Below are 20,838 nucleotides of genomic sequence, written 5' to 3' on the forward strand. Positions count from 1 at the left end.
TTGTATCTATTTTTCCCGATATGTTGGCGACTTTAGTCAAGGAGCAGCGCTCGCACAACACCATAGGCTGCTGCAATTTGAAGAAGTTCCAAAGCAACACGCCGATGACGCCGGTTTGATCGGCCTCCCCGGCCAGGGGCCGTTCACGACCTGCATCTGGCTCGTCAGAAAACCGGCGCATAGAGCGCCGGTCATCCTCTATGTTACAGGGCCACACGATTTGTGATTTGCCAAGCCGGCTTTCAAACGTTCAATACACGTGTGTTTTGGTTACTGGCCAGAGGATCATATGGACTTCATTCCCAATCCAGCAACGCTCGCGGCCTTTTCTCTGGCGGGCATTCTTTTGGCTCTGACACCTGGGCCGGACATGATGCTGTTTCTCAGCAAGACGCTGACACAGAACAAGCGCGCGGGCATTGCCGCCATCTTGGGCGCGTCGTCAGGTGTTGTGGTTCACTCACTGGCCGCAGCCCTAGGACTGTCAGCGCTGATGGCCGCTTCGGCTACTGCGTTTACGGTGCTGAAGTACATTGGCGCTGCGTATCTGGTCTATCTGGCAGTGGCGGCAGTGCGCAGTGGAACCGGTCTTTCGCTGGACCGCTCTGCACGGCCACCTGAGCCTTTGATGAAGACCTACCTTCAGGGGCTCACCATCAACCTGCTGAACCCGAAGATCATCCTGTTCTTCGTGACGTTCCTGCCCCAGTTCATTTCCGTTGGAGACCCCAACGCGACAGGAAAGCTCCTGTTTCTGGGCCTCTATTTCCTGTGTCTTGGGTTGCCCTGTTGTCTTTTGATGGTTCTTTGTGCCGACCGCATTGCCAAGCGTCTGAAATCTTCCCCCAAGGCCATGCGGGTGTTTGACTGGGCCTTTGCCGGGCTTATGGGCGGCTTTGCCCTGAAGCTGCTCACGGCGCGGGCTATTGCGAGCTGACGGCCTGCGGGCTTGTCATCCACCTTACCCAAAGAAAAAGGAGCTGACAGTGCTGCCAGCTCCTCGCATTTTCGTTTCCGCCAGAGCGGAGGCTGATTAGCCTACGATTTCGGTCTCGGAGAACCAGTATGCGATTTCTTCAGCTGCTGTTTCTGGAGCGTCAGAACCGTGTACGGAGTTTTCACCCAGAGACAGGGCAAATTCCTTGCGGATGGTGCCTTCGGCTGCTTCTGCCGGATTGGTTGCGCCCATGACTTCGCGGTTCTTCGCGATTGCGTTTTCGCCTTCCAGAACCTGAACGATGGTTGGGCCGGAGGACATGAACTCGGTCAGTTCGCCAAAGAACGGACGCTCTTTATGTACAGCGTAGAAGCCTTCTGCCTGCTTCAGGGACATCCATACGCGCTTGGACGCAACAACGCGCAGACCAGCTTCTTCAAGCTTGGCGGTGATTGCACCGGTCAGATTGCGCTTGGTTGCATCTGGCTTGATCATGGAAAAAGTACGTTCGATGGCCATTTTATCCTGCCTGTAGGTTTAGCTGATAACTGAGGACAGCTCTTGTGCAGCTATGCTCCCCGCAAAGAGCCTTTGCTGGAAATATTTTTCCAGTACTCGGGGCGGATATAGCGACAACCTACGTGTTTTTGCAAGTGCCGAGGCACGTAGAATCCCGAGATATGATTGCGCTGCAACGAAAAACCCTAGGAAACGCTCGGGCAGCAACAACTTAAGTATTCCCGCCAAGATCCGTAGCGTCCTTTAAATTTTTATAATGCGAATACCACAGGGCCTCAGATTTGATTCCGGTCAATTCGCGAGAGCCGTTTTCCGGTGATGATAAGTTAACCCGCACACTGAAAGGATTTGCAGAATGAAAGCTGCCTTTGTCATGTTCGCCGCTTATAACCAGTGGGCGAACAACCTTCTCCTGGAAGAATGTGCCCAGCTTGATGAAGCGGACTATCACCGTGATCTGGGAGTTTACTTCAACTCGATCCACGGCACGCTTGACCACCAGCTTGTTGCAGACCGTTTGTGGCTTTATCGCTTTACCGGCGAAGGGGAAGCCTATGACAGTCTGGACGACACGCTGACCGGTGGCTTTGCGGACCTGCGCGAAAAGCGCAAGCTCATGGATGAGCGCATCATCTCGGTCATCGACCGGATGCAGGAGCGCGACTTCATGCGCACGCTGATCTATCGCACCGTGCGCAAGCCTCTTGTGATGCAGCAGCCCCTGGGGGCGGCGCTGTTCCACTTCTTCAACCATCAGACCCACCACCGCGGCCAGGTTCACGGCATGCTGACCCAGCTGGGCCGCACGCCCGAGGCGGTGGACATGATCTACTTCCAGCGCGAAACCGGCCTTGGCATGGCGCGCGAGGAGGACATGGTGCGCCCTTGAGCGGCCCGCCATTCTTTAAAAACCTGACCTGACCTTCCAAAACCCTGCCCGCCTTGGCAGGGTTTTTCTTGTTTTAAAAGGAACAGTGCCGGCCAAAGTGCGGGATGACGATTGGCGTGTGTGGTGCGCAAAGAACACAACACTGTCATCCCGGACAAGCGCAGCGCAGATCCGGGATCCAGCGCAAAGAGCGGGAGTACTTGCGAACTCAGAATCCAGGCACCGGTCGTCTGTACTTGGGGGGCCGCCCGGCTGGATCCCGCATCAAGTGCGGGATGACGGCGGGTGTGTGTGGTGCGCCAAGAACACAACACTGTCATCCCGGACAAGGCGAACGCATGTGAGACGCAGATCCGGGATCCAGCGCAAGGAGCGTAAGCACCTGCGAACTCAGAACCCAGGCACCGGTCGCCTGTACTTGGGGTGATCGCCCGGCTGGATCCCGCATCAAGTGCGGGATGACGGTGAGTGTGTGTGGTGCGCCAAGAAAACAACACTGTCATCCCGGACAAGCGCAGCGCGGATCCGGGATCCAGCGCAAGGAGCGTGAGCATTTGCGAACTCAGAACCTCAAGCACCGATCGCCTTCACTTGGGGTGAGCGCCCGGCTGGATCCCGCATCAAGTGCGGGAAGACGGTGGGGGTGAGCGGTGCGCCAAGAAAACAACACTGTCATCCCGGACAAGCGCAGCGCAGATCCGGGATCCAGCGAAGAAAGCGTGAGCACTTGCGAGCCCAGAACCCATGCACCGGTCGCCTGTACTTGGGGTGAGCGCCCGGCTGGATCCCGCATCAAGTGCGGGATGACGGCGGGGTGTGTGGTGCGCCAAGAAAACAACACTGTCATCCCGGACAAGCGCAGCGCGGATCCGGGATCCAGCGCAAGGCGCGTGAGCACTTGCGAGCGCAGAACCCAAGCACCGGTCGCCTGTACTTGGGGTGAGCGTCCTTCTGGATCCCGCATCAAGTGCGGGATGACGGTGGGGTGTGTGGTGAGGTTCACAAAGCGTGGGGTGTCATGGGCCCGGGGTGTCATGGGTGCGCGGGGTTCGTTGGCGTTGCTGCGAGGAGAGTGAAAGCCTCTCCTGCCCTCGACCTACTCCAGCGTCATCCCGGACAAGCGCAGCGCAGATCCGGGATCCAGCGCAAGGAGCGTGAGCACTTGCGAACTCAGAACCCAAGTACGGGTCGCCTGTACTTGGGGTGAGCGCCCGGCTGGATCCCGCATCAAGTGCGGGATGACGGTGGGTGTGTGTGGTGCGCCAAGAACACAACACTGTCATCCCGGACAAGCGCAGCGCGGATCCGGGATCCAGCGCAAGGAGCGTGAGCACTTGCGAACTCAGAACCCAAGTACCGGTCGCCTGTACTTGGGGTGAGCGTCCTTCTGGATCCCGCATCAAGTGCGGGATGACTGTGGGGTGTGTGGTGCGCCAAGAACACAACACTGTCATCCCGGACAAGCACAGCGCGGATCCGGGATCCAGTGCAAAGAGCGTGAGCACTTGCGAGCGCAGAACCCAGTCACCGATCGCCTTCACTTGGGGTGAGCGCCCTGCTGGATCCCGCATCAAGTGCGGGATGACGGCGGGAGTGCGTGGTGGGAGTGCGTGGTGAGCGCGGTGGTGAGTGCGGTGGGCGTGTGTGGTGGGCGTGTGTGGTGGGCGTGTGTGGTGGGCGTGTGTGGTGAGTGCAGTGGGGTGAGAGGTGTAGCGGGCAACAGGGTGGTTCTTGTGGCGGTGAAAATCTGAGCTGCGTGGATTTATACCCTTGTGTTTGCAAAAGAACGGCGGCAAACAGACCGGCATGTTACAGATTTCGAACCTTACATACCGCATTGCCGGCCGGCTGTTGATTGACAACGCCAGTGTGACCATTCCTTCGGGCGCAAAGACAGGCCTTGTGGGCCGCAACGGCGTGGGCAAGTCGACCTTGTTCAAGCTTTTGTGCGGTGAGATTTCCTCTGAAAGCGGTGATGTGCAGATGCCGCGCAAGGCGCGCATTGGCCAGGTGGCGCAGGAAGCGCCGGGCACGCAGGACACGCTTTTGGAAGTGGTGCTGGCTGCTGATACGGAACGCACCGCGCTTCTGTCGGAAGCGGAAACAGCGACAGACCCGCATCGCATCGCGGAAATTCACACCCGCCTTGCCGACATTGATAGCCATAGTGCGGAAGCACGCGCCTCGGCCATTTTGCACGGCTTGGGCTTCAGCTTTGAAGAGCAGCAACAGCCCTGCGCCAACTTTTCTGGCGGGTGGCGGATGCGTGTGGCGCTGGCAGCGCTGCTGTTTTCTCAGCCTGATCTCTTGCTGCTGGACGAGCCGACCAACTATCTCGACCTTGAAGGGACGCTGTGGCTTGAAACCTACATTGCCCGCTATCCCTACCAAGTGGTGCTGATCAGCCACGACCGCGACCTGCTCAACAAGGCCGTGGACAGCATCGTCCATATGGATCAAGGCAAGCTGACCTTCTATCGCGGCGGCTATGACAGCTTTGACCGCCAGCGCCGCGAGACCATCATCTTGCAGAAAAAAGCGCAGGAGAAGCAGGAGAAGGAACGCAAGCACATTCAAAGCTTCGTGGACCGGTTCCGCTACAAGGCTTCCAAAGCCCGTCAGGCACAGTCGCGGCTGAAGATGCTGGAAAAGATGCAGCCCATCTCCGTGCTGGATGAAAGCTCGGGCCTGCCGATCCGCATTCCAAAGCCAGATACGCAGCTCTCGCCGCCAATCATCAAGCTGGAAAGCGCCTCGGTTGGGTATGACGACAAGACCGTGCTGTCACGCCTGAACCTGAATATCGACCATGATGATCGGATCGCGCTGTTAGGGGCCAACGGCAACGGCAAGTCCACCTTCGCCAAGCTGATTGCCGGACGTCTGGCGCTGCAAGGCGGTGACATGGTGCAAAGCGCCAAGCTGAGCACAGCCTTCTTTGCCCAGCACCAGCTCGACGACTTGATGCCCAACGAAAACCCCATTGAACATGTGCGCCGCCTGATGCCGGAAGCGCCGGAATCCAAGATCCGCGCCCGTGTTGATGGGTTTGGCCTGCCAACCGACCGGATGCTGACCCCTGCCAAAGACCTTTCCGGGGGTGAAAAAGCCCGCCTGCTCTTGGGCCTGGCCACCTTTTACGGTCCGAACCTTGTAATCCTCGATGAGCCGACCAACCACCTTGACATCGATAGCCGCGAGGCGCTGGTGCACGCCATCAATGATTATGAGGGTGCGGTGATCCTGATCAGCCACGACAGGCACCTGGTTGAGGCCTGCGCGGACCGCTTGTGGCTGGTGGCTGATGGCACCGTGCGCAACTTCGACGGTGATATGGCCGACTATCGGCGCTACATTCTGCAAGGCGACGCCGCGCCCGCCAAAGATGACAGCAAGGCGGAAGAGAAAAAAGGCTCTGCCAGCGACCGCCGCCGGGAGGCTGCAGAAAAGCGTGCTCAGCTTGCACCGCTGAAGAAGAAGATCACGGCTGCGGAAAAGGACATGGAGAAGCTGCAGCAACGGATCGAGAAGCTGGACGGCCTGCTCGCGGACCCGGAGATCTACACCAAGGCTCCAGACAAGGCGACGGACTACGCCAAGAAGCGTGCCGATACGGTCAAGCTGCTGGCAGAGACAGAAGAAAACTGGCTCATGCTGTCAGACGAGTATGAACAAGCAAGCGCTGAAGGGTAACACACCCTTCTCCGCTTGGGCTGGAACGGGCGTGCCTTGGTGCACATGAATGGGAATGGGCAACGCAGATGAAGCAAAACATCATGCACATTGCATTGGTGGTCGACGACTACGACGAGGCCCTCGATTTCTATGTGAACAAGCTCCAGTTCGAACTCATTGAAGACACGTACCAACCGGAACAGGACAAGCGCTGGGTTGTGGTGGCCCCGCCGGGCTCTCACGGCGCGACCTTGCTTCTGGCAAAGGCGTCCAAGCCAGAACAGCGCCCGTTTGTCGGCAATCAAGCCGGTGGGCGGGTCTTTCTGTTTCTGAGTACGGATGACTTTTGGCGCGATTACGAGCGGATGAAATCCCTCGGAATCAAGTTCATTCGCGATCCAAAGACGCAGGACTATGGCACTGTTGCCGTCTTTGAGGACCTCTATGGCAACCTATGGGACCTTCTGCAGTTCAGCCCGGAACACCCGATGGCAACCAGATAGGGTCAATGCCTTTTTCGCCATGACGGGCAAATGCGGATCTGATGCTGGAAGCGGCGGCGCGCCGCCCTACCTTAAACGGGCTTTTACGAATATTTTTCAATTACTTATATAGTTTAAATCATCGTTTGATTCAGCTGCTTCACAGAGTGAGTCAACAGGCTCAGAAACAGAATCCAGTCGGTGCCCTTGGGGCAAGGGCTAAGCCTCGCGCCTAGCTGGAAGACGCGGGCTTTTCATAGATCAGGAAAGAATGAGGGATCTGGCGTCCATCCGGACGCGTTTCCGTGTAGTCCTGCCGGATATGCAACTTTAAGTCTACCTCAGAAAACGCTGATAACTCTGAGTCAAGCAACGGCCACGGCGGTCCGCTACGTTCCGCTTCAGTGGTGGTGCGTTGCAAGACCAGCAAGGTTCCGCCCGGCTTGACCAAAGAGGCAATGGCCTTGATCACGTCGGAGCGCTGCTCCGGAGCAATGGCCTGTATGGTGTAGCATTCATAGACCACATCAAAGGCTAGAATGAGATCCTCTGGAAGGGCGAAAAGATCCTCGACCCGATAGGCCACCGGGCTGTTCGGGAACCGCTTTTTAGCCCATTCGATGGCTTTTGGGGATACGTCAAACGCGGTTGTTTCATACCCTGCGCCGGCCAGAGCTTCTGCGTTGTCACCAAGTCCACACCCCACATCCAAAGCGGTCTTCCCACGCCCGGGATGGGAGTCGAGCCACTTCAAAATGGGTGCCTTGGGGCGCAGCTCCGCCCAAGGCACCTGCCCGGCATCTCCCGCTGCCGTTTCATAAACGGCATCAAACCAATTCTTGCGGGCCTCCCAATCGCCATCTCCGGTGCCCCCGGGAATAGCATCATGCCGCGTCCGCAAAGCCTCACGCTCCGCTCGAAGGTGCTCAGGTGTTTTTGCCCGGCTCATCCCTTGCGCTCCCAGCCCCCATTTTGTGTTTGTGCCCAGTAGGTCAGCTCATGATCGGTCTTTTTTACCTCGACCCAAAGCTTTCGGGCCTCCTGAAGGGCTTCCGGATCATTGCCATCGAACATGTATACCACACGGGTATAGCCGGAAGGATCGGGCATTGGCGCGCGGTCTACCACGAACCGGACAATGGCATCGTTCGGATTGTCGTTCTCTGTGGTCAGGTAGATTGGCTGCGCTTCCTCAAAACCATCTTTCTTGGTGCCATGGGGCAGAAAAGCGTCGTCCGAATAGGTCCACAGATGGGCATCAATGGCTTCGCAGCGCTCTTGTGAGCCGAACTGAATGGTTACTGCCCAGTCGCGCTCAATACACTTTTGCAGCATTTGCGGCAGCGCCTTTTCAAGCGGGAACAGCGAGAGTTGATAGAATAGCACTTCGCTCATGGGACCATCCGGAGTTACGAGTCATGTCTTGCGAGAACAATGTGGTCCTACCATCCTGACGGGCAACAGCACCACATTTCCGCCACGGACCGGGGAGTTATCCAGAAACGACTGGGGCGCACCGTCGAAGTCTCGTTGATAATAGTGTGATCCACTGCTTTGAGACTGGACTTTCCGTCATGCTCGCTTCAATTAACAGTGCTTAAAGAAAACCACTGAATTATCAATGCATGATTCATCCGGAGAGCTGACTACAATGGCTCTGGATATAGTCCCTTTTTGAGTGCAAGAGGCGCCTAATGCTGTCGCGTATCGTCCTGTTTTTTGTTTTGGTGTGTGGCCTGGTTGGAGTAACGGCGGCCGTTGGCGCCATGCTCCCAGAAAACCAGAGCATCTGTCAGGATTATCAGACCTGTTAAGCTCTGAAATCAAAGAGATTTTCAGGCAACGTGGCTGCAAGGCAGCCCTGAGCAATTCACGAAAAAGGCTGGTCGGTTTCCCGACCAGCCTTTTCTTTTAGCTGTTCTCGTAGTGGTCTTTGACCAGCTTGTCGAGAAGACGCACGCCGAAGCCGGAGGCCCAGCCCTGGCTGATGGCGTTCTTGTTGGAGCCCATGGCGGTGCCCGCAACGTCCAAATGCGCCCATGTGGTTTCATTGGTGAAACGCTGCAGGAACTGGGCTGCCGTTGTTGCACCAGCAAAACGGCTGCCACCGGTGTTGCGCATGTCGGCGTTCGGCGTATCGATCATCTTGTCGTACTCCTTGCCGAGCGGCAGGCGCCAGACCTTCTCATCGGTAAACTCACCCGCCTGGTGAATGCGCTCTGCCAACTCATCATCGTTGGAGAACAGGCCTGCGCGGTGGGTGCCCAGTGCAACGAGGCAGGCCCCGGTCAGGGTTGCCAGATCGATGATGAAGCTCGGCTTGAAGCGGTCTTGCGTGTACCAGATCGCATCTGCCAGAACGAGGCGGCCTTCAGCGTCTGTGTTCAGGATCTCAATGGTCTGACCAGACATGGAGGTGACGATGTCGCCCGGACGCTGTGCGTTGCCGTCTGGCATGTTTTCCACCAGGCCCAGAACACCGATTACGTTGACCGGTGCCTTGCGCGCGGCAAGCGCATGCATGAGGCCGATTACAGCGGCTGCGCCGCCCATGTCGCCCTTCATCTCTTCCATGCCAGCACCTGGCTTGAGTGAGATGCCGCCGGTGTCGAAGACAACGCCCTTACCGACGAAAGCGATTGGAGTGTCGCCGTCCTTGCCGCCGTTCCACTTCATGATGGCAAGGCGAGATGGGCGGCGGGAACCCTGCCCCACACCGAGAAGCGCGTGCATGCCGAGCTTTTCCATCTGCTCAACATCCAGAACTTCGGTTTCGACACCAAGAGCGCCAAGATCGACAGCCTTTTGCGCGAACTCAACCGGGCCAAGCGCGTTTGGCGGCAGGTCCACCAGCTCGCGCGCCAGCAGGACACCGCCCGCAACAGCTTCAGCTTCTTTCCATGCTGCGGCAGCTTCGGCCTCAAAACCACACTGAATGGTGAGTGACAGCGCCCAGTCAGCGTTGTTTTCCTCTTCCTTCTTGGTGGTCTTGTAAGCATCAAACACATAGCCGCGCAGGAAACCGCCCTGCGCAAACGCTGCAAGCGTCTCTGCGGAGGCGTCTGGCGCATCAAAACGCAGCTCAGCCTTTTCGATCTTGAGGGATTTCAGCTTCCCCACCAGTTCGCCGCCAAGGTTGCGCCAATCGGATTCTTCCAACTCAGCTGCATCACCAAGACCGACCACGATGACGCGGTCCACTGCACTGTCTTCTGGTGCGATGACATCAAGGAAAGACGACTTCTTGCCTTCAAACTCGGAGATTTTTGCAGCACGCTCGATGAATGCTGCGTCCCCACCCACCATATCAACGGCTTGATCAGAGAGCTTGTTCTCTTTTTCCGCAAAAATGACAGCGACGGCTTCGGAGGGTTTGCCCAAACCACTGATTCTAATGGACGGTAGAGTTGCCATTGGATCCTTCTTTCTTCCGTGATTGTTGGATTGGTCTTTTAGGAAAGGTAGCACTCATGTGGAGGAGCGCTGTGAATTATGAAGAGACAATGGCCGCTAATGCGTTTGCTTTCAAGATCAGTCCAATAAATCTGAGAGTTTATGCATCAATTGATGGTTCGGAGCTATCTTGCCAAACGATCCGTGCTAAGAGAAACGACAACCAGAATGAGAAGCAGAGCCCTACGCGCCCGGTGCAATGAAAACGATTGAACGCTACATCCTGAGAAGAACGCTGGGTTCTTTTCTTGTTACATTGATCGCGATGACAGGCGTGGTTTGGTCCACTCAGGCTCTGCGTCAGCTCGATCTTGTAACCTCCAAGGGACAGACACTACTCCAGTTCTTCTACATCACCATGCTGGGCCTGCCGTTTCTTGTGGTGATCGTTGCGCCGTTTGCCATGATCATTGCCATGATCATCGTGCTGAACGGCATGGCGCGGGACAGCGAGCTGATTGTGATCAATGCCTCTGGCGCGTCGCGCAGCCTCGTCTTGCGCCCGATCATGCTGTTCTCGCTGCTGATCGCCCTGCTGCTGGGGTTCTTCTCGACCTACCTTGCACCGACGAGCCGCGCCTTGATGCGCGATGAGATTACCAAGGTGCGCGTTGACCTGGTGGCAAACATCGTCAAACCCGGCCGTTTCATCGAAATTGAAGACGGGCTGACATTCCATATTCGCAACCGCTCCGGTGATGGCATTCTGGAAGGCCTGCTGTTGAGTGATGAGCGCGAACAGGAAACAGGCTTTACCTACACCGCAGAGCGCGGCCGGATCATTGAAGCGGCAGACAAGACCATTCTGGTGATGCTCGACGGGACCATTCAGCGCCGCCCGCAAGGCAGCAGCGACATCTCGATCGTGAGTTTTGAATCCTACGGCTTTGACCTGTCCAGCATGATCCCGGAGGCGCGCGAGCCCACCTACAAGGCCAGCGACCGCCCTACTCTGGAACTTTTGAACGCCGACCCTGACGATACCTACGCCCAGCGGCATTGGAACCGCCTGATCGTGGAGTTTCATGACCGGGTGAGCCAGCCGCTCTATCCGCTGGCATTCGGTCTGATCCTCTATGCGTTTCTCGGCTCAGCAAAAACCACCCGTCAAAACCAAAGCATGTCGCTGCTTGGCGCTTTTGTGAGCTGCTTTGCCGTGCGCACACTTGGCTTTGGCGGCACAATGATTGTGAACTCTCAAGTGTCTCTTTTCCCTATACTCTATGCGATCCCGGTGATTGCGGGACTGCTCGCGGTCTGGTCAATTGTGTTTGGGCGCACACCTGCATGGCTGAGCGAGCTTTCCTTCAAGCTGGAGACCTTAATGGAGCGCATGAGAACCAAGCGCTTGGGGCGCCGGAAAGCAGAGAGTGGGGAGAGCGCCTGAGATGATGGCTGGCAAGACCCTCTCCGTTTACATTTCCCTGCGTTTTTTCAAGTCGATTATCGGGCTGTTCCTGTTTTCAGCAGTGCTGATCTTTCTGTTCGACGTGCTGGAACTGGTGCGCCGCGGGAGCGATGACGACGCCTTCTCGTTGATGCGTGTAACCGCGATTTCGGCGCTGCGCGTCCCTCTTATTTTGGAGCAAGTGCTGCCCTTTGCGGTGCTGTTCGGCTCCATCTGGGCATTCTTGAGCCTGTCGCGCAGTCTTGAGCTTGTGGTGGCGCGCGCCGCGGGCATTTCCGTGTGGCAGTTCACCATGCCAGCGATCCTGACCGGCATCTTTCTCGGGGTATTTGCGATCTGCGTTTACAACCCGGCTGCAGTGAAACTGCAGGAAATGTCCGATGAGCTTGCGGCTGGCCTTTTTGGCGTGGAGCAGACCTATCTGATTCAAACCACTGGGGAAGTCTGGCTGCGGCAGGACGGGGCGGACGGCGAATCCGTTGTTCACGCCCGCCACATCATGGATCGCGGCGGCCGGTTGAACGGGGTAACCATCTTCGCCTTCGACCGCGATGGTGAGTTCGCAGAGAGAATCGAAGCCAGTACGGCGATTCTGGCCAATAACATGTGGCGGCTCAGCGATGTGACTGTGTTTAGAGTGGATAGTGATCCACAAATTTATGGCAGTTACACGTTAAGCACTTACCTTACGCCAACTGAGGTGCGGGAAAGCATTGCATCCCCTGAGTCAATCAGCTTCTGGAATCTGCCGAGGTTCATAGAACTCTCACAAAGAGCGGGACTTCCCGCCTATCGGTATGCACTTCAGTATCAGAGTCTGCTCGCCAAGCCGGTTCTTTTGGTGGCAATGATATTAATCGCTGCGGCGGTGTCGTTAAGAGTTTCGCGTTTTGGTGGAATTGGCCGTCTTATTGTGGGTGGCATTGTTGCAGGCTTCGTGCTTTACGTTGTATCTGAACTCTCTAGAGATTTAGGGGGCGCGGGTATCGTCCCTACAGAAGTAGCTGCGTGGGCACCTGGCGTATTTGGGGTACTTATGGGTTTTACGATCCTGTTGAATCAGGAGGATGGCTAATGGTGGCATTGCCATCCCTCCTAGGACAACGTCGTTCTGAAAAAGCGCGTGGGCGCAAGTTTGCCAGCTATCTGGCAGGTGTTTCTGCACTTGCTTTGGTGTGCGCAAATGCGACCGCATGGATGACGACGAATGCACACGCACAGGTTGATTTTGAGGGCGCAGTTTCTCAAAGCATCGACACCACGCAACCGATGCTGCTTGAAGCAAGCAATCTTCAATACGATTTCGACAATGACGTGATTACGGCCTCTGGCTCTGTAGACATCTATTTTGATGAATACACGCTGGAAGCGGACCGCGTTGTCTATAACCGCAAGACCGGCCGCTTCTCTGCCATTGGCAATGTGCGCATGACGGAGCCGGACGGTAATCTCATTCTGACCGATGAGCTGGAACTGAGCGATGATTTCCGCGAAGGTTTCATCCATTCCCTGCGTATCGATACACCGCAGTTCACCCGTTTGATCGCACAGAGTGCCGAGCGCACGAATGCCAACGAGATCACACTGAACGACGGCGTTTACACGGTCTACACGAGCCCGGCCAAGCCTTCCCTTTGGCGCATCAAGTCAGCAAAGATCATCCATAACCGGCAGGAACAAACCATCTACTTTGAGGAAGCTTCCTTGGAGTTCTTGGGCAAGTCCATTGCCACCGTGCCCTTTCTGGAACTGCCTGACCCTTCAGTGAAACGGCGCTCTGGCTTCCTTTTCCCGGAAGTGGTGTTCAAGAGCCGCCTTGGGTATGGCGCGTCCATCCCTTACTACTGGGCGCTTGATCCGCATTATGATCTGACCACGACCCTCACCCCGCTTTCCAAGCAAGGTGCGCTTTTGCAGCTGGATTGGCGTCAGGAGACGCTGAACGGCGACTACTCCATCTCGACCGGTGGCATCTATCAGACCGATCCTGACGAGTTTGTCGGCTCCAGTGGTGACGAAGATTTCCGCTTCATCATCAACACGGAAGGTGCGTACGACCTGGCGGATCGCTGGTCTGCCGGGTGGGATCTGACCTACGCCACCGACCGGGCGTTCCGCGAAGACTATTCGTTTGCGAAGTTTGGTTCTGCCTCGGAGGTCTCCAAGATTTATCTGAATGGCGTGACAGAGCGAAATCGCTTTGAAGCCAACGCTTACGCCTTCCAGGTTTCTCAGGAAGACAACCCGACCCCGAACGATCCAGCAAACCCGACGGCGCCGTTCTCCCCTGTTGATGATGACCTTCAGGAAAAGCAGCCCGTTGTGCATCCGGTGATCGATCACTCCGTGATCTTTGCGGATCCGATCCTGGGCGGTGAGCTTTCCTACACGGGCAACGTCACCAGCTTGACCCGCAACACCACCGATGCGTTCTCAGTGAACAACAACAATCGGTTCCGCGGTGTTGAAGGTACATTCACACGCGCCAGCGCCAACATGACCTGGCGGCGCACGCTGATTGACCCGTTGGGACAGGTGTTTACCCCGTTTGCCTATGTGAAGACCAATCTCTACTTGATGGAATCTGCGGACAAGAACGTGACATCGCTCACGGACGACACCGTTGCGTTCCGCGGGATGCCTGCGATTGGCCTTGAATACAAGTATCCGTTCATTGCGACCTTCAAGGGCGGCAATCAGGTGATTACGCCAATTGCTCAGATCATCGTGCGCCCCGATGAACAAAAGATTGGTGAACTGCCAAACGAAGACGCGCAATCCATCGTGTTTGACGCCTCTACCCTGTTCGAATGGGACAAGTTCTCCGGCTTTGACCGTGACGAAGGCGGCACGCGCGCCAACCTTGGCCTGCAGTACCGTCTGCAGTTCGACCAAGGCTCCTTCGTGAGCGCCACGTTCGGTAAGTCCATTCAACTTGCCGGAGACAACTCCTATGAGATTCCGGATATTTTGGACGCAACGGGCGACTCCGGTCTTGAGACTGACCAGTCTGACTGGGTAACTGCGCTCTACTTTGATACCAATACGGGCTTCCGCATTGGCAGCAACGCACGCTTTGATGAAGATGACTTCTCTATTCAGCGTGCGGAAGTGACCGCCAGTGGTCGCTACGGCCCACTGTCTGCTGCTGTTGCCTATGCGTTCCTTGGTGAACGTCCTGATGCGGGTATCAATGAAGACCGCGAGGAACTTGTTGGCTCCACCAACCTGACCCTGCAGGAAAACTGGCGTCTGTTTGGTTCGGTGCGCTATGACTTGGTCAACAGTCAGGTGGTTCAGGACGCCGTCGGTATCGGTTATGACGATGAAGGCTTCTCGGTTTCCTTCTCCTATGGGGAAGACAGAAGCCGAAACAACGGTGAACCCGTTGAAAAGACCTTCTTCTTCCGGGTCGGATTGCGAACGATTGGCGATACGAGCCTATCCACTTCAAGTGAGTAGTGTTATAAGTTTCAAAGAGTTTGAGCGTGGCCATCTGAATGCCGCGCTCGCTTTTTAATGGTAACGCTCAACTGCCGCTGTCACCCGTTTACTCAACGTAGTCTGGTGAGGGCTTAATGCGACAAGGAAACGGGGCCGGTGCGATCCGGGTATCGAGCAGATATGAAAACTTCGCGACTTCCTGCAATTGTTCTTGCAACTTTTTTTCTCGCGCTTGTTGGCGCTTTTTCTGCTCCGGCGGAAGCGGCAACCCGCATTGAACTGGTGGTGAATGGCAAACCAATCACCAGCTACGATCTTACTCAACGGTCGCGCCTGATCGTCTTGACCACCCGCTCGTCTCAGAGCGTTGCCAAGCGCCGCGCCCGCAACGAGCTGATCGAAGAAGCCCTGAAAATGCAAGAAGCCGAACGGGTTGGCGTGTCGGTGAGCGATGCGGATGTAAACAGCGCGTTTGGTGATATCGCCCGCCGTGTGCGTTTGTCACCAAGCCAGTTCACGCAGGCCCTTGGCCAGAACGGCATCAATTCCAAGACCCTCAAGGACCGTTTGCGGTCAGAGTTGGCTTGGCGCGATGTTGTCATGCGGCGGTTCCGCGCCACCGTGCGGATCAACCAGTCTGACGTGATCGCAGCGCTGCGTGACCGCTCTCAAGACACGGAAAACACGACTGTAGAATATGACCTGCAGCGGGTGATCTTCGTGGTGCCTGAAAGTGCAAGCGCCAGCAAGCGGCGCGCCCGGCAGAGCGAAATGAACAAGCTACGCAGCCGTTTTACCTCTTGCAGCGAAGGCCTTCGCATTGCCGGTGGTTTGAAAGAGGTTGTTGTGCGCCCAATTGGAAAGCGCCTTGAAAACGACCTGTCGCCTGCGATGAAGAAAGAACTCGACAACATTTCCGTGGGCCGTTTGACAAAAGCTCAGGAAATTGAACAGGGTTACGAAATGATCGCCCTTTGCGACAAGCGCACGCTGCAGAGCGATGCGGCTGCCCGCAGTGAGGTTGAAGGCGAGCTTCGCAATGAAGAAGGTCAGCGTCTGGCACGCCGTTACCTGCATGAACTGCGCACCCGCGCCGTGATTGAAGACCGCTAAGAGGATAAAGGACTACTGAGATGCTGGCACCAGCCCGGGCCTTGGCCGTTACCATGGGAGAACCTTCAGGTATCGGACCAGAGATTACACTCATGGCTTGGGCTGAACGCTTGAAGCGAGATCTGCCAGTATTTTATGTAATCGCTGACCCGGAACTCCTTGAAACGCGCGCCAAACAGATTGGCCTCAAGGTCAAGATCAAGGTGTGCACACCGGAAGACGCTCACATTGTGTTTCACGATGCGCTGCCGGTGGTTCCGCTCTCGAAGTCTGTAAATGCGGTTGCGGGGGTTCCTTCTTCCGCAAACGCGCAGATGGTGCTGGAATCCATTCGCACCGCTGTGGAGCACGTGCGCGATGGCCTGGCCTGCGCAGTCGCAACCAACCCGATTGCCAAGGAAGTGCTTTATCAAGCCGGGTTTGAACACCCGGGGCACACGGAGTACCTGGGCGCGCTTTCAGAAATGTTTGGCAAAGGGGCGCAGCAGCCGATCATGCTGCTGGCAGGCCCTGACCTGATGACCGTGCCCGTTACGCTGCACATTCCCCTTATCAAGATCTGGGATGTTCTTTCGCCTCAGCTCATCATCGATACCGCCCGCATTGTGGACCGTGACCTGAAGCGCCGGTTCCGTCTTGAGCGGCCGCGCATTGCGGTGGCTGGACTGAACCCACACGCTGGCGAAAACGGCACCATGGGGACTGAGGATCTGGAGATTATCGTTCCTGCCCTTGATAAATTGCGGGATGAAGGCGTTGACGTGCGCGGCCCTCTTCCAGCCGACACCTTGTTCCATGAAAGCGCCAGAGAAACCTACGACGTGGTGCTGGCCATGTATCACGATCAGGCGCTGATCCCAGTGAAGACATTGGCCTTCGACGACACGGTAAATGTAACGCTCGGCCTGCCTTTCGTGCGCACCTCACCGGACCATGGCACAGCCTTTGGTTTGGCCGGACATGGCACGGCCCGCCCGGACAGCCTGTCTGCGGCCATGCGCCTTGCCGTGGCTCTTAGTGAACCGGAATTGGTCTAAATGGCTCAAATTGATAACCTACCTCCGCTTCGCGATGTCATTCGCGAACACGGTCTTGATGCGCGCAAAGCGCTCGGCCAGAACTTCCTTCTCGATCTGAACCTCACCTCTCGCATTGCCCGCAGCGCTGGCAAACTGGAGGACGTGACCGTTCTGGAAGTAGGCCCCGGCCCCGGTGGTCTGACACGGGGCTTGCTGGCGGCAGGCGCGAAAAAAGTGATTGCCGTTGAAAAGGACACCCGCTGCATCCCGGCCCTTCAGGAAATCAGCGATTACTATGATGGCCGTCTGGAAGTGATCGAGGGGGACGCATTGAAGATCGACCCCCGGGAGATCACCGAGGGGCCTATCAAGATCGTGGCCAACCTGCCCTACAACGTGGGCACACAGCTGCTGCTGAACTGGCTCACGGTCGACCAATGGCCGCCTTACTGGGAATCTCTGACCTTGATGTTCCAGAAGGAAGTCGGCCAACGTATTGTGGCAGACCCCAGCTCCAAGGCTTATGGCCGTTTGGGCGTTCTGGCCAACTGGCGGTGCTATACGGATATTCTGTTCGATTTGAGCCCGCAGGCCTTTACCCCGCCGCCAAAGGTGACGTCCGCCGTTGTGCAGCTGCACCCGCGGGAGAAGCCGCTGGAGTGCCCCTTGAAGGCTTTGGAGACGATAACGAACGCCGCATTTGGTCAGCGCCGCAAGATGCTGCGCGCCAGTCTCAAGTCCCTGCGCCCAGACGCGGAAGCACGCATTGAGGCAGCTGGCATCAAACCGACTGCGCGCGCTGAAGAGATCGATGTGGCAGGCTTCATCGCTCTGGCCCACGCTTTCAGCTAGGGTTCAACCCTTGGGTTAAGAATGCAAAAAGCGCCCCTTTCAAAGAGGCGCTTTTTTATTTTCTTTCAATGACTTGGACTGCAACCTTAAGAGCCGGATTCAATGCGGCTGCGCAGGTCTTCCACCATACCGTCAATATGCGGTGCAATGCCCACGGCCCGTTCGCGGCGTAGACGTTCTGCCCGCAGGATGGCCCGAACACTCTCATAGGCTTTTTGAAGATCGTCATTGATGATGATGTAGTCGTACTTGGACCACGCGCTCATCTCGCCAACAGCGGTCTTCATGCGCTTCAAGATGACTTCTTCGCTGTCCTCACCGCGCTTGGAAAGACGCGCTTCCATTTCTGCAATGGACGGCGGCAGGATAAAGATGGAAATAACATCCGAGCGCATCTTGTCGTAGAGCTGGAAGGTGCCTTTGACGTCTATATCGAAAAGCACATCCTGCCCTTTTTCAAGACAGTTTTCGACCAGACCGCGCGGGGTGCCATAATAGTTGCCGTGGACCTCGGCCCACTCCAGAAGCTGATCGGCTTCGATCATCTCCTTGAACTTGTCCTGGGACACGAAGTGATAGTCCACGCCGTCCACCTCCGTCGAGCGCTGTGGGCGCGTGGTTACGGAAACGGACAGAGTGAGATCCTTCTCCTCACCCAGCAGCATGCGGGCGATGGTGGACTTGCCTGCCCCTGAAGGTGAGGACAACACCAGCATGAGGCCACGGCGGGTGTCTTCAGCCTGCTGAGAAGATACTGTTGTGCCAGAGGCGCGCTCGGACATTCGGATACTCCGTCTATTCTTATCTATTGGCGGTGTGTAACCGCTGGTTTCTATTCTACGTTCTGGATCTGCTCACGCATCTGGTCAATCACGGTCTTGAGTTGAAGACCGATGGCTGTGAGTTCCACGCTGTTTGACTTGGAACACAAGGTGTTGGCCTCGCGGTTGAACTCCTGAGCCAGAAAATCCATACGCCGTCCAACGGCCCCGCCCGTGCTAATGAGGTCCCTCAAGGCGTTGACGTGGGCGTAGAGGCGATCCAGCTCCTCGCGGATGTCTGCTTTGGTTGCAAGAAGCACAGCTTCCTGATGGAGCCGCTGGGGCTCCAGCGTGTTGTTTGCTTCCATGAGCTGGGCGACCTGTGCGGCGATGCGCTCCTTGATGGCATCGGCCTGTCGAGATGGCAGGCCCTCAGCTTCCTCGGTAAGGCGCAAAATTTCGGCGGCCTGACCGCTGAGCAATTCGTTGAGGCTTTCGCCTTCGCGCTCGCGCATCACGACGAGATTGTCGAGTGCGATCTTGAAGCTGTCTTCCAGCGCCTTGAGGATGGCGGCCTTCTGGTCTTCGGTCTCTTCTGCTTCCTGAAGCTCCAACACACCCTTGTGGGCGAGGATGCCATCGAGATTGGGTGCGGCGGCATCTGGCAGGCGGCGTTGAAGAACCGCAAGGGCCTGAAGCACCTGCTCCAACGCCTGTTCGTTTACTGCAAGCGTTGTTGTGTTCTGTTCGCGCTGAACCTGAAGATTGATGGAGACGTTGCCGCGCTTGAGACGTTTGGAGGCGAGCCCGCGAACCGTCGCTTCGAGCGCATCATAGCCCTGCGGGATGCGCAGGCGCATATCCAGCCCCTTGCCATTTACAGAGCGCAGTTCCCACGTCCAGCGGATGTTGTCGAGCGTCCCCTCTTCGCGGGAAAAGCCAGTCATGCTTGCCAGGGTCATGGCATGTACTTCCTTAATCTTTGGCAGACACAGCGGGTGTCCGGCCACCTTAGAACAAAGAAGGCCGCACGCCTATGGAACTGACGTGCGGCCTTTCGATCTATATACACCTGTGCGCAGGCACCGGGATCACTCGCCTTCAGACTGTTGCTGCTCTGCCTGACGCGCGCGAATTTCGCGCTCGATCTTGCGCCACTCTGCAACGTTGCGCTGATGCTGCTTGTAGGTCTCAGCAAAGGCATGGCCGCCAGTGCCATCCGCAACGAAGTACAGATCGTTGGTGCGGGATGGATTGGAGGTCGCCTCCAGTGCTGCCTTGCCCGGATTGCCGATTGGCCCCGGAGGCAGTGCGTTGATCTGGTAGGTGTTGTAAGGGTTCTGCTGCCGCAGCTGGGACCGGGTAATCGCAGAACGGTCCTTGGTCCAGGCTTCACCGCCGAAAAGGCCATAAAGGATGGTCGGATCGGACTGAAGCGGCATCCCCTTGCGCAGGCGGTTGACGAACACACCGGCCACACGAGAACGCTCATCGGCCTTGCTGGTTTCCTTCTCGACGATGGAGGCCAGCGTTACCAGTTCCTCGGGGGACTCGATTGGCAAGTCTTGCGCGCGCCGTTCCCATGCCTGTGTAATCGCCCGCTGCATGCCCTCTTTCATCTCGTCGATGATCTTCTGACGGGTGGTGCCGCGGGTGAAGGAATAGGTCTCAGGCAAAAGACTGCCTTCCGCCGGTATTTCGGTGATGTCACCAACCAGGATCGGATCCGCGTTCAAACGGTTGATGATCTGCCAACTGGTCCACCCCTCCGGGAAGGTCACGGTATGGAAGACCGCATTGCCCTCAACCAGATCTTCCATGACGGTATGCATGCTGACGCCCGGGGCGAAAGCATACTCACCGGCCTTCATACGGTTCTGATTCTTGTAGAACCGGGTGCCAGCTTCAAACACAAGCGTGTCTTCGATTACACCTGCTTCATGAAGGCGATCTGCAATGGAGCCAAGGCTGGCTCCCTTTGGAATGATGACGGAGGTGGTTTCGCTCAGCGGTCCGGCGCCTTCAAACTCGCCCTTGCCCCAGTACACCAATGCACCGGCGCCAAGAATGCCGAGAACGGCCAGCGTGAGCAGAAAATTAATGACCATCACCAGTGGGTTACGCGCATGGCGGGAGCGCGTTGGTGGTGGCGGGGCCTTATCCGGCTGAATGGCCTGACGAGGGCTGCGTGGGTTCACACGCTGCTGCGAGCCGCCGTTGGCGTCTTCGGTCTCAGGATGTTCAGATGATCCGGGCGTATTTGCCATTCGTGTTCCTCAAAGCAAG

Annotated in this window: 18 protein-coding genes; 10 read left to right on the forward strand and 8 right to left on the reverse strand. The window is 56.9% G+C overall.

The genetic code is table 11. From position 1 onward, the window contains the following. Positions 1-289: 289 nt before the first annotated feature. Complete coding sequence (locus PUV47_RS03115; protein ID WP_274216981.1) at positions 290-937, forward strand: LysE family translocator; 648 nt, start codon at positions 290-292, stop codon at positions 935-937. Positions 938-1,033: 96 nt separating this feature from the next. On the opposite strand, the gene ndk is transcribed toward PUV47_RS03115, so the two are convergent. Continuing rightward, on the reverse strand, positions 1,034-1,456 hold the full coding sequence (gene ndk / locus PUV47_RS03120; protein ID WP_274216982.1) for a nucleoside-diphosphate kinase: 423 nt from the start codon (positions 1,454-1,456) through the stop codon (positions 1,034-1,036). A gap of 355 nt (positions 1,457-1,811) precedes the next feature. On the opposite strand from ndk, the gene PUV47_RS03125 reads away from it, so the two are divergent. Beyond that, entirely contained in the window at positions 1,812-2,345 is a 534-nt protein-coding gene (locus PUV47_RS03125) for a DinB family protein (protein ID WP_274216983.1), read from the forward strand. Between the two features lie 562 nt (positions 2,346-2,907). Here PUV47_RS03125 and PUV47_RS03130 read toward each other — a convergent pair. After that, positions 2,908-3,381: a hypothetical protein gene (locus tag PUV47_RS03130; protein WP_274216984.1), complete on the reverse strand. Its 474-nt coding sequence runs from the start codon at positions 3,379-3,381 to the stop codon at positions 2,908-2,910. A 770-nt stretch (positions 3,382-4,151) separates the two neighbouring features. Between PUV47_RS03130 and PUV47_RS03135 the strand changes: the two genes are divergently transcribed. Together PUV47_RS03135 and PUV47_RS03140 are read left to right on the forward strand one after the other, a co-directional pair. After that, positions 4,152-6,038 (forward strand): ABC-F family ATP-binding cassette domain-containing protein, encoded by a 1,887-nt coding sequence (locus PUV47_RS03135; protein WP_274216985.1) that lies wholly within the window; start codon positions 4,152-4,154, stop codon positions 6,036-6,038. A 68-nt stretch (positions 6,039-6,106) separates the two neighbouring features. Next, positions 6,107-6,523, forward strand: a complete 417-nt coding sequence (locus tag PUV47_RS03140; RefSeq protein WP_274216986.1) for a VOC family protein — start codon at positions 6,107-6,109, stop codon at positions 6,521-6,523. Between the two features lie 211 nt (positions 6,524-6,734). Here PUV47_RS03140 and PUV47_RS03145 read toward each other — a convergent pair whose 3' ends face one another. The 3 genes from PUV47_RS03145 to PUV47_RS03155 all read right to left on the reverse strand — a co-directional run bounded on the left by PUV47_RS03145 (position 6,735) and on the right by PUV47_RS03155 (position 9,916). Then, complete coding sequence (locus PUV47_RS03145) at positions 6,735-7,451, reverse strand: class I SAM-dependent methyltransferase (RefSeq protein WP_274216987.1); 717 nt, start codon at positions 7,449-7,451, stop codon at positions 6,735-6,737. After that, positions 7,448-7,897, reverse strand: a complete 450-nt coding sequence (locus PUV47_RS03150; protein WP_274216988.1) for a DNA polymerase III subunit chi — start codon at positions 7,895-7,897, stop codon at positions 7,448-7,450. Before PUV47_RS03150 ends, PUV47_RS03145 begins: the two co-directional genes overlap by 4 nt. A gap of 516 nt (positions 7,898-8,413) precedes the next feature. Next, complete coding sequence (locus tag PUV47_RS03155) at positions 8,414-9,916, reverse strand: leucyl aminopeptidase (protein ID WP_274216989.1); 1,503 nt, start codon at positions 9,914-9,916, stop codon at positions 8,414-8,416. A 238-nt stretch (positions 9,917-10,154) separates the two neighbouring features. Between PUV47_RS03155 and lptF the strand changes: the two genes are divergently transcribed. The 6 genes from lptF to rsmA all read left to right on the forward strand — a co-directional run bounded on the left by lptF (position 10,155) and on the right by rsmA (position 17,791). Continuing rightward, positions 10,155-11,342 carry an LPS export ABC transporter permease LptF gene (gene lptF, locus PUV47_RS03160; RefSeq protein ID WP_274216990.1) on the forward strand — a complete coding sequence of 396 codons (1,188 nt, stop codon included), beginning with the start codon at positions 10,155-10,157 and terminating at the stop codon, positions 11,340-11,342. 1 nt (position 11,343) lies between these two features. Next, the gene (gene lptG / locus PUV47_RS03165; RefSeq protein ID WP_274216991.1) at positions 11,344-12,438 is read left to right on the forward strand and encodes an LPS export ABC transporter permease LptG; all 1,095 of its coding nucleotides are present in this window, start codon (positions 11,344-11,346) and stop codon (positions 12,436-12,438) included. After that, complete coding sequence (locus tag PUV47_RS03170; protein WP_274216992.1) at positions 12,438-14,825, forward strand: LPS-assembly protein LptD; 2,388 nt, start codon at positions 12,438-12,440, stop codon at positions 14,823-14,825. Before lptG ends, PUV47_RS03170 begins: the two co-directional genes overlap by 1 nt. A gap of 162 nt (positions 14,826-14,987) precedes the next feature. After that, on the forward strand, positions 14,988-15,920 hold the full coding sequence (locus tag PUV47_RS03175) for a SurA N-terminal domain-containing protein (protein WP_274216993.1): 933 nt from the start codon (positions 14,988-14,990) through the stop codon (positions 15,918-15,920). A gap of 20 nt (positions 15,921-15,940) precedes the next feature. Next, entirely contained in the window at positions 15,941-16,957 is a 1,017-nt protein-coding gene (gene pdxA / locus PUV47_RS03180; RefSeq protein ID WP_274216994.1) for a 4-hydroxythreonine-4-phosphate dehydrogenase PdxA, read from the forward strand. Next, entirely contained in the window at positions 16,958-17,791 is an 834-nt protein-coding gene (gene rsmA / locus PUV47_RS03185) for a 16S rRNA (adenine(1518)-N(6)/adenine(1519)-N(6))-dimethyltransferase RsmA (protein ID WP_274216995.1), read from the forward strand. It abuts the gene before it with no gap. Between the two features lie 86 nt (positions 17,792-17,877). Here the strand turns inward: rsmA and gmk are convergent, their stop codons facing one another. From gmk to mltG, 3 genes are all read right to left on the reverse strand, one after another. Next, positions 17,878-18,573 carry a guanylate kinase gene (gmk, locus tag PUV47_RS03190; RefSeq protein ID WP_274216996.1) on the reverse strand — a complete coding sequence of 232 codons (696 nt, stop codon included), beginning with the start codon at positions 18,571-18,573 and terminating at the stop codon, positions 17,878-17,880. Between the two features lie 50 nt (positions 18,574-18,623). After that, the gene (locus tag PUV47_RS03195; protein WP_274216997.1) at positions 18,624-19,514 is read right to left on the reverse strand and encodes a YicC/YloC family endoribonuclease; all 891 of its coding nucleotides are present in this window, start codon (positions 19,512-19,514) and stop codon (positions 18,624-18,626) included. A 129-nt stretch (positions 19,515-19,643) separates the two neighbouring features. Beyond that, complete coding sequence (gene mltG, locus PUV47_RS03200) at positions 19,644-20,819, reverse strand: endolytic transglycosylase MltG (RefSeq protein ID WP_274216998.1); 1,176 nt, start codon at positions 20,817-20,819, stop codon at positions 19,644-19,646. Between the last annotated feature and the right edge of the window lie 19 nt (positions 20,820-20,838).

This window comes from Pseudovibrio exalbescens (assembly GCF_028737195.1).
Classification (GTDB): Bacteria; Pseudomonadota; Alphaproteobacteria; order Rhizobiales; family Stappiaceae; genus Pseudovibrio; species Pseudovibrio zosterae.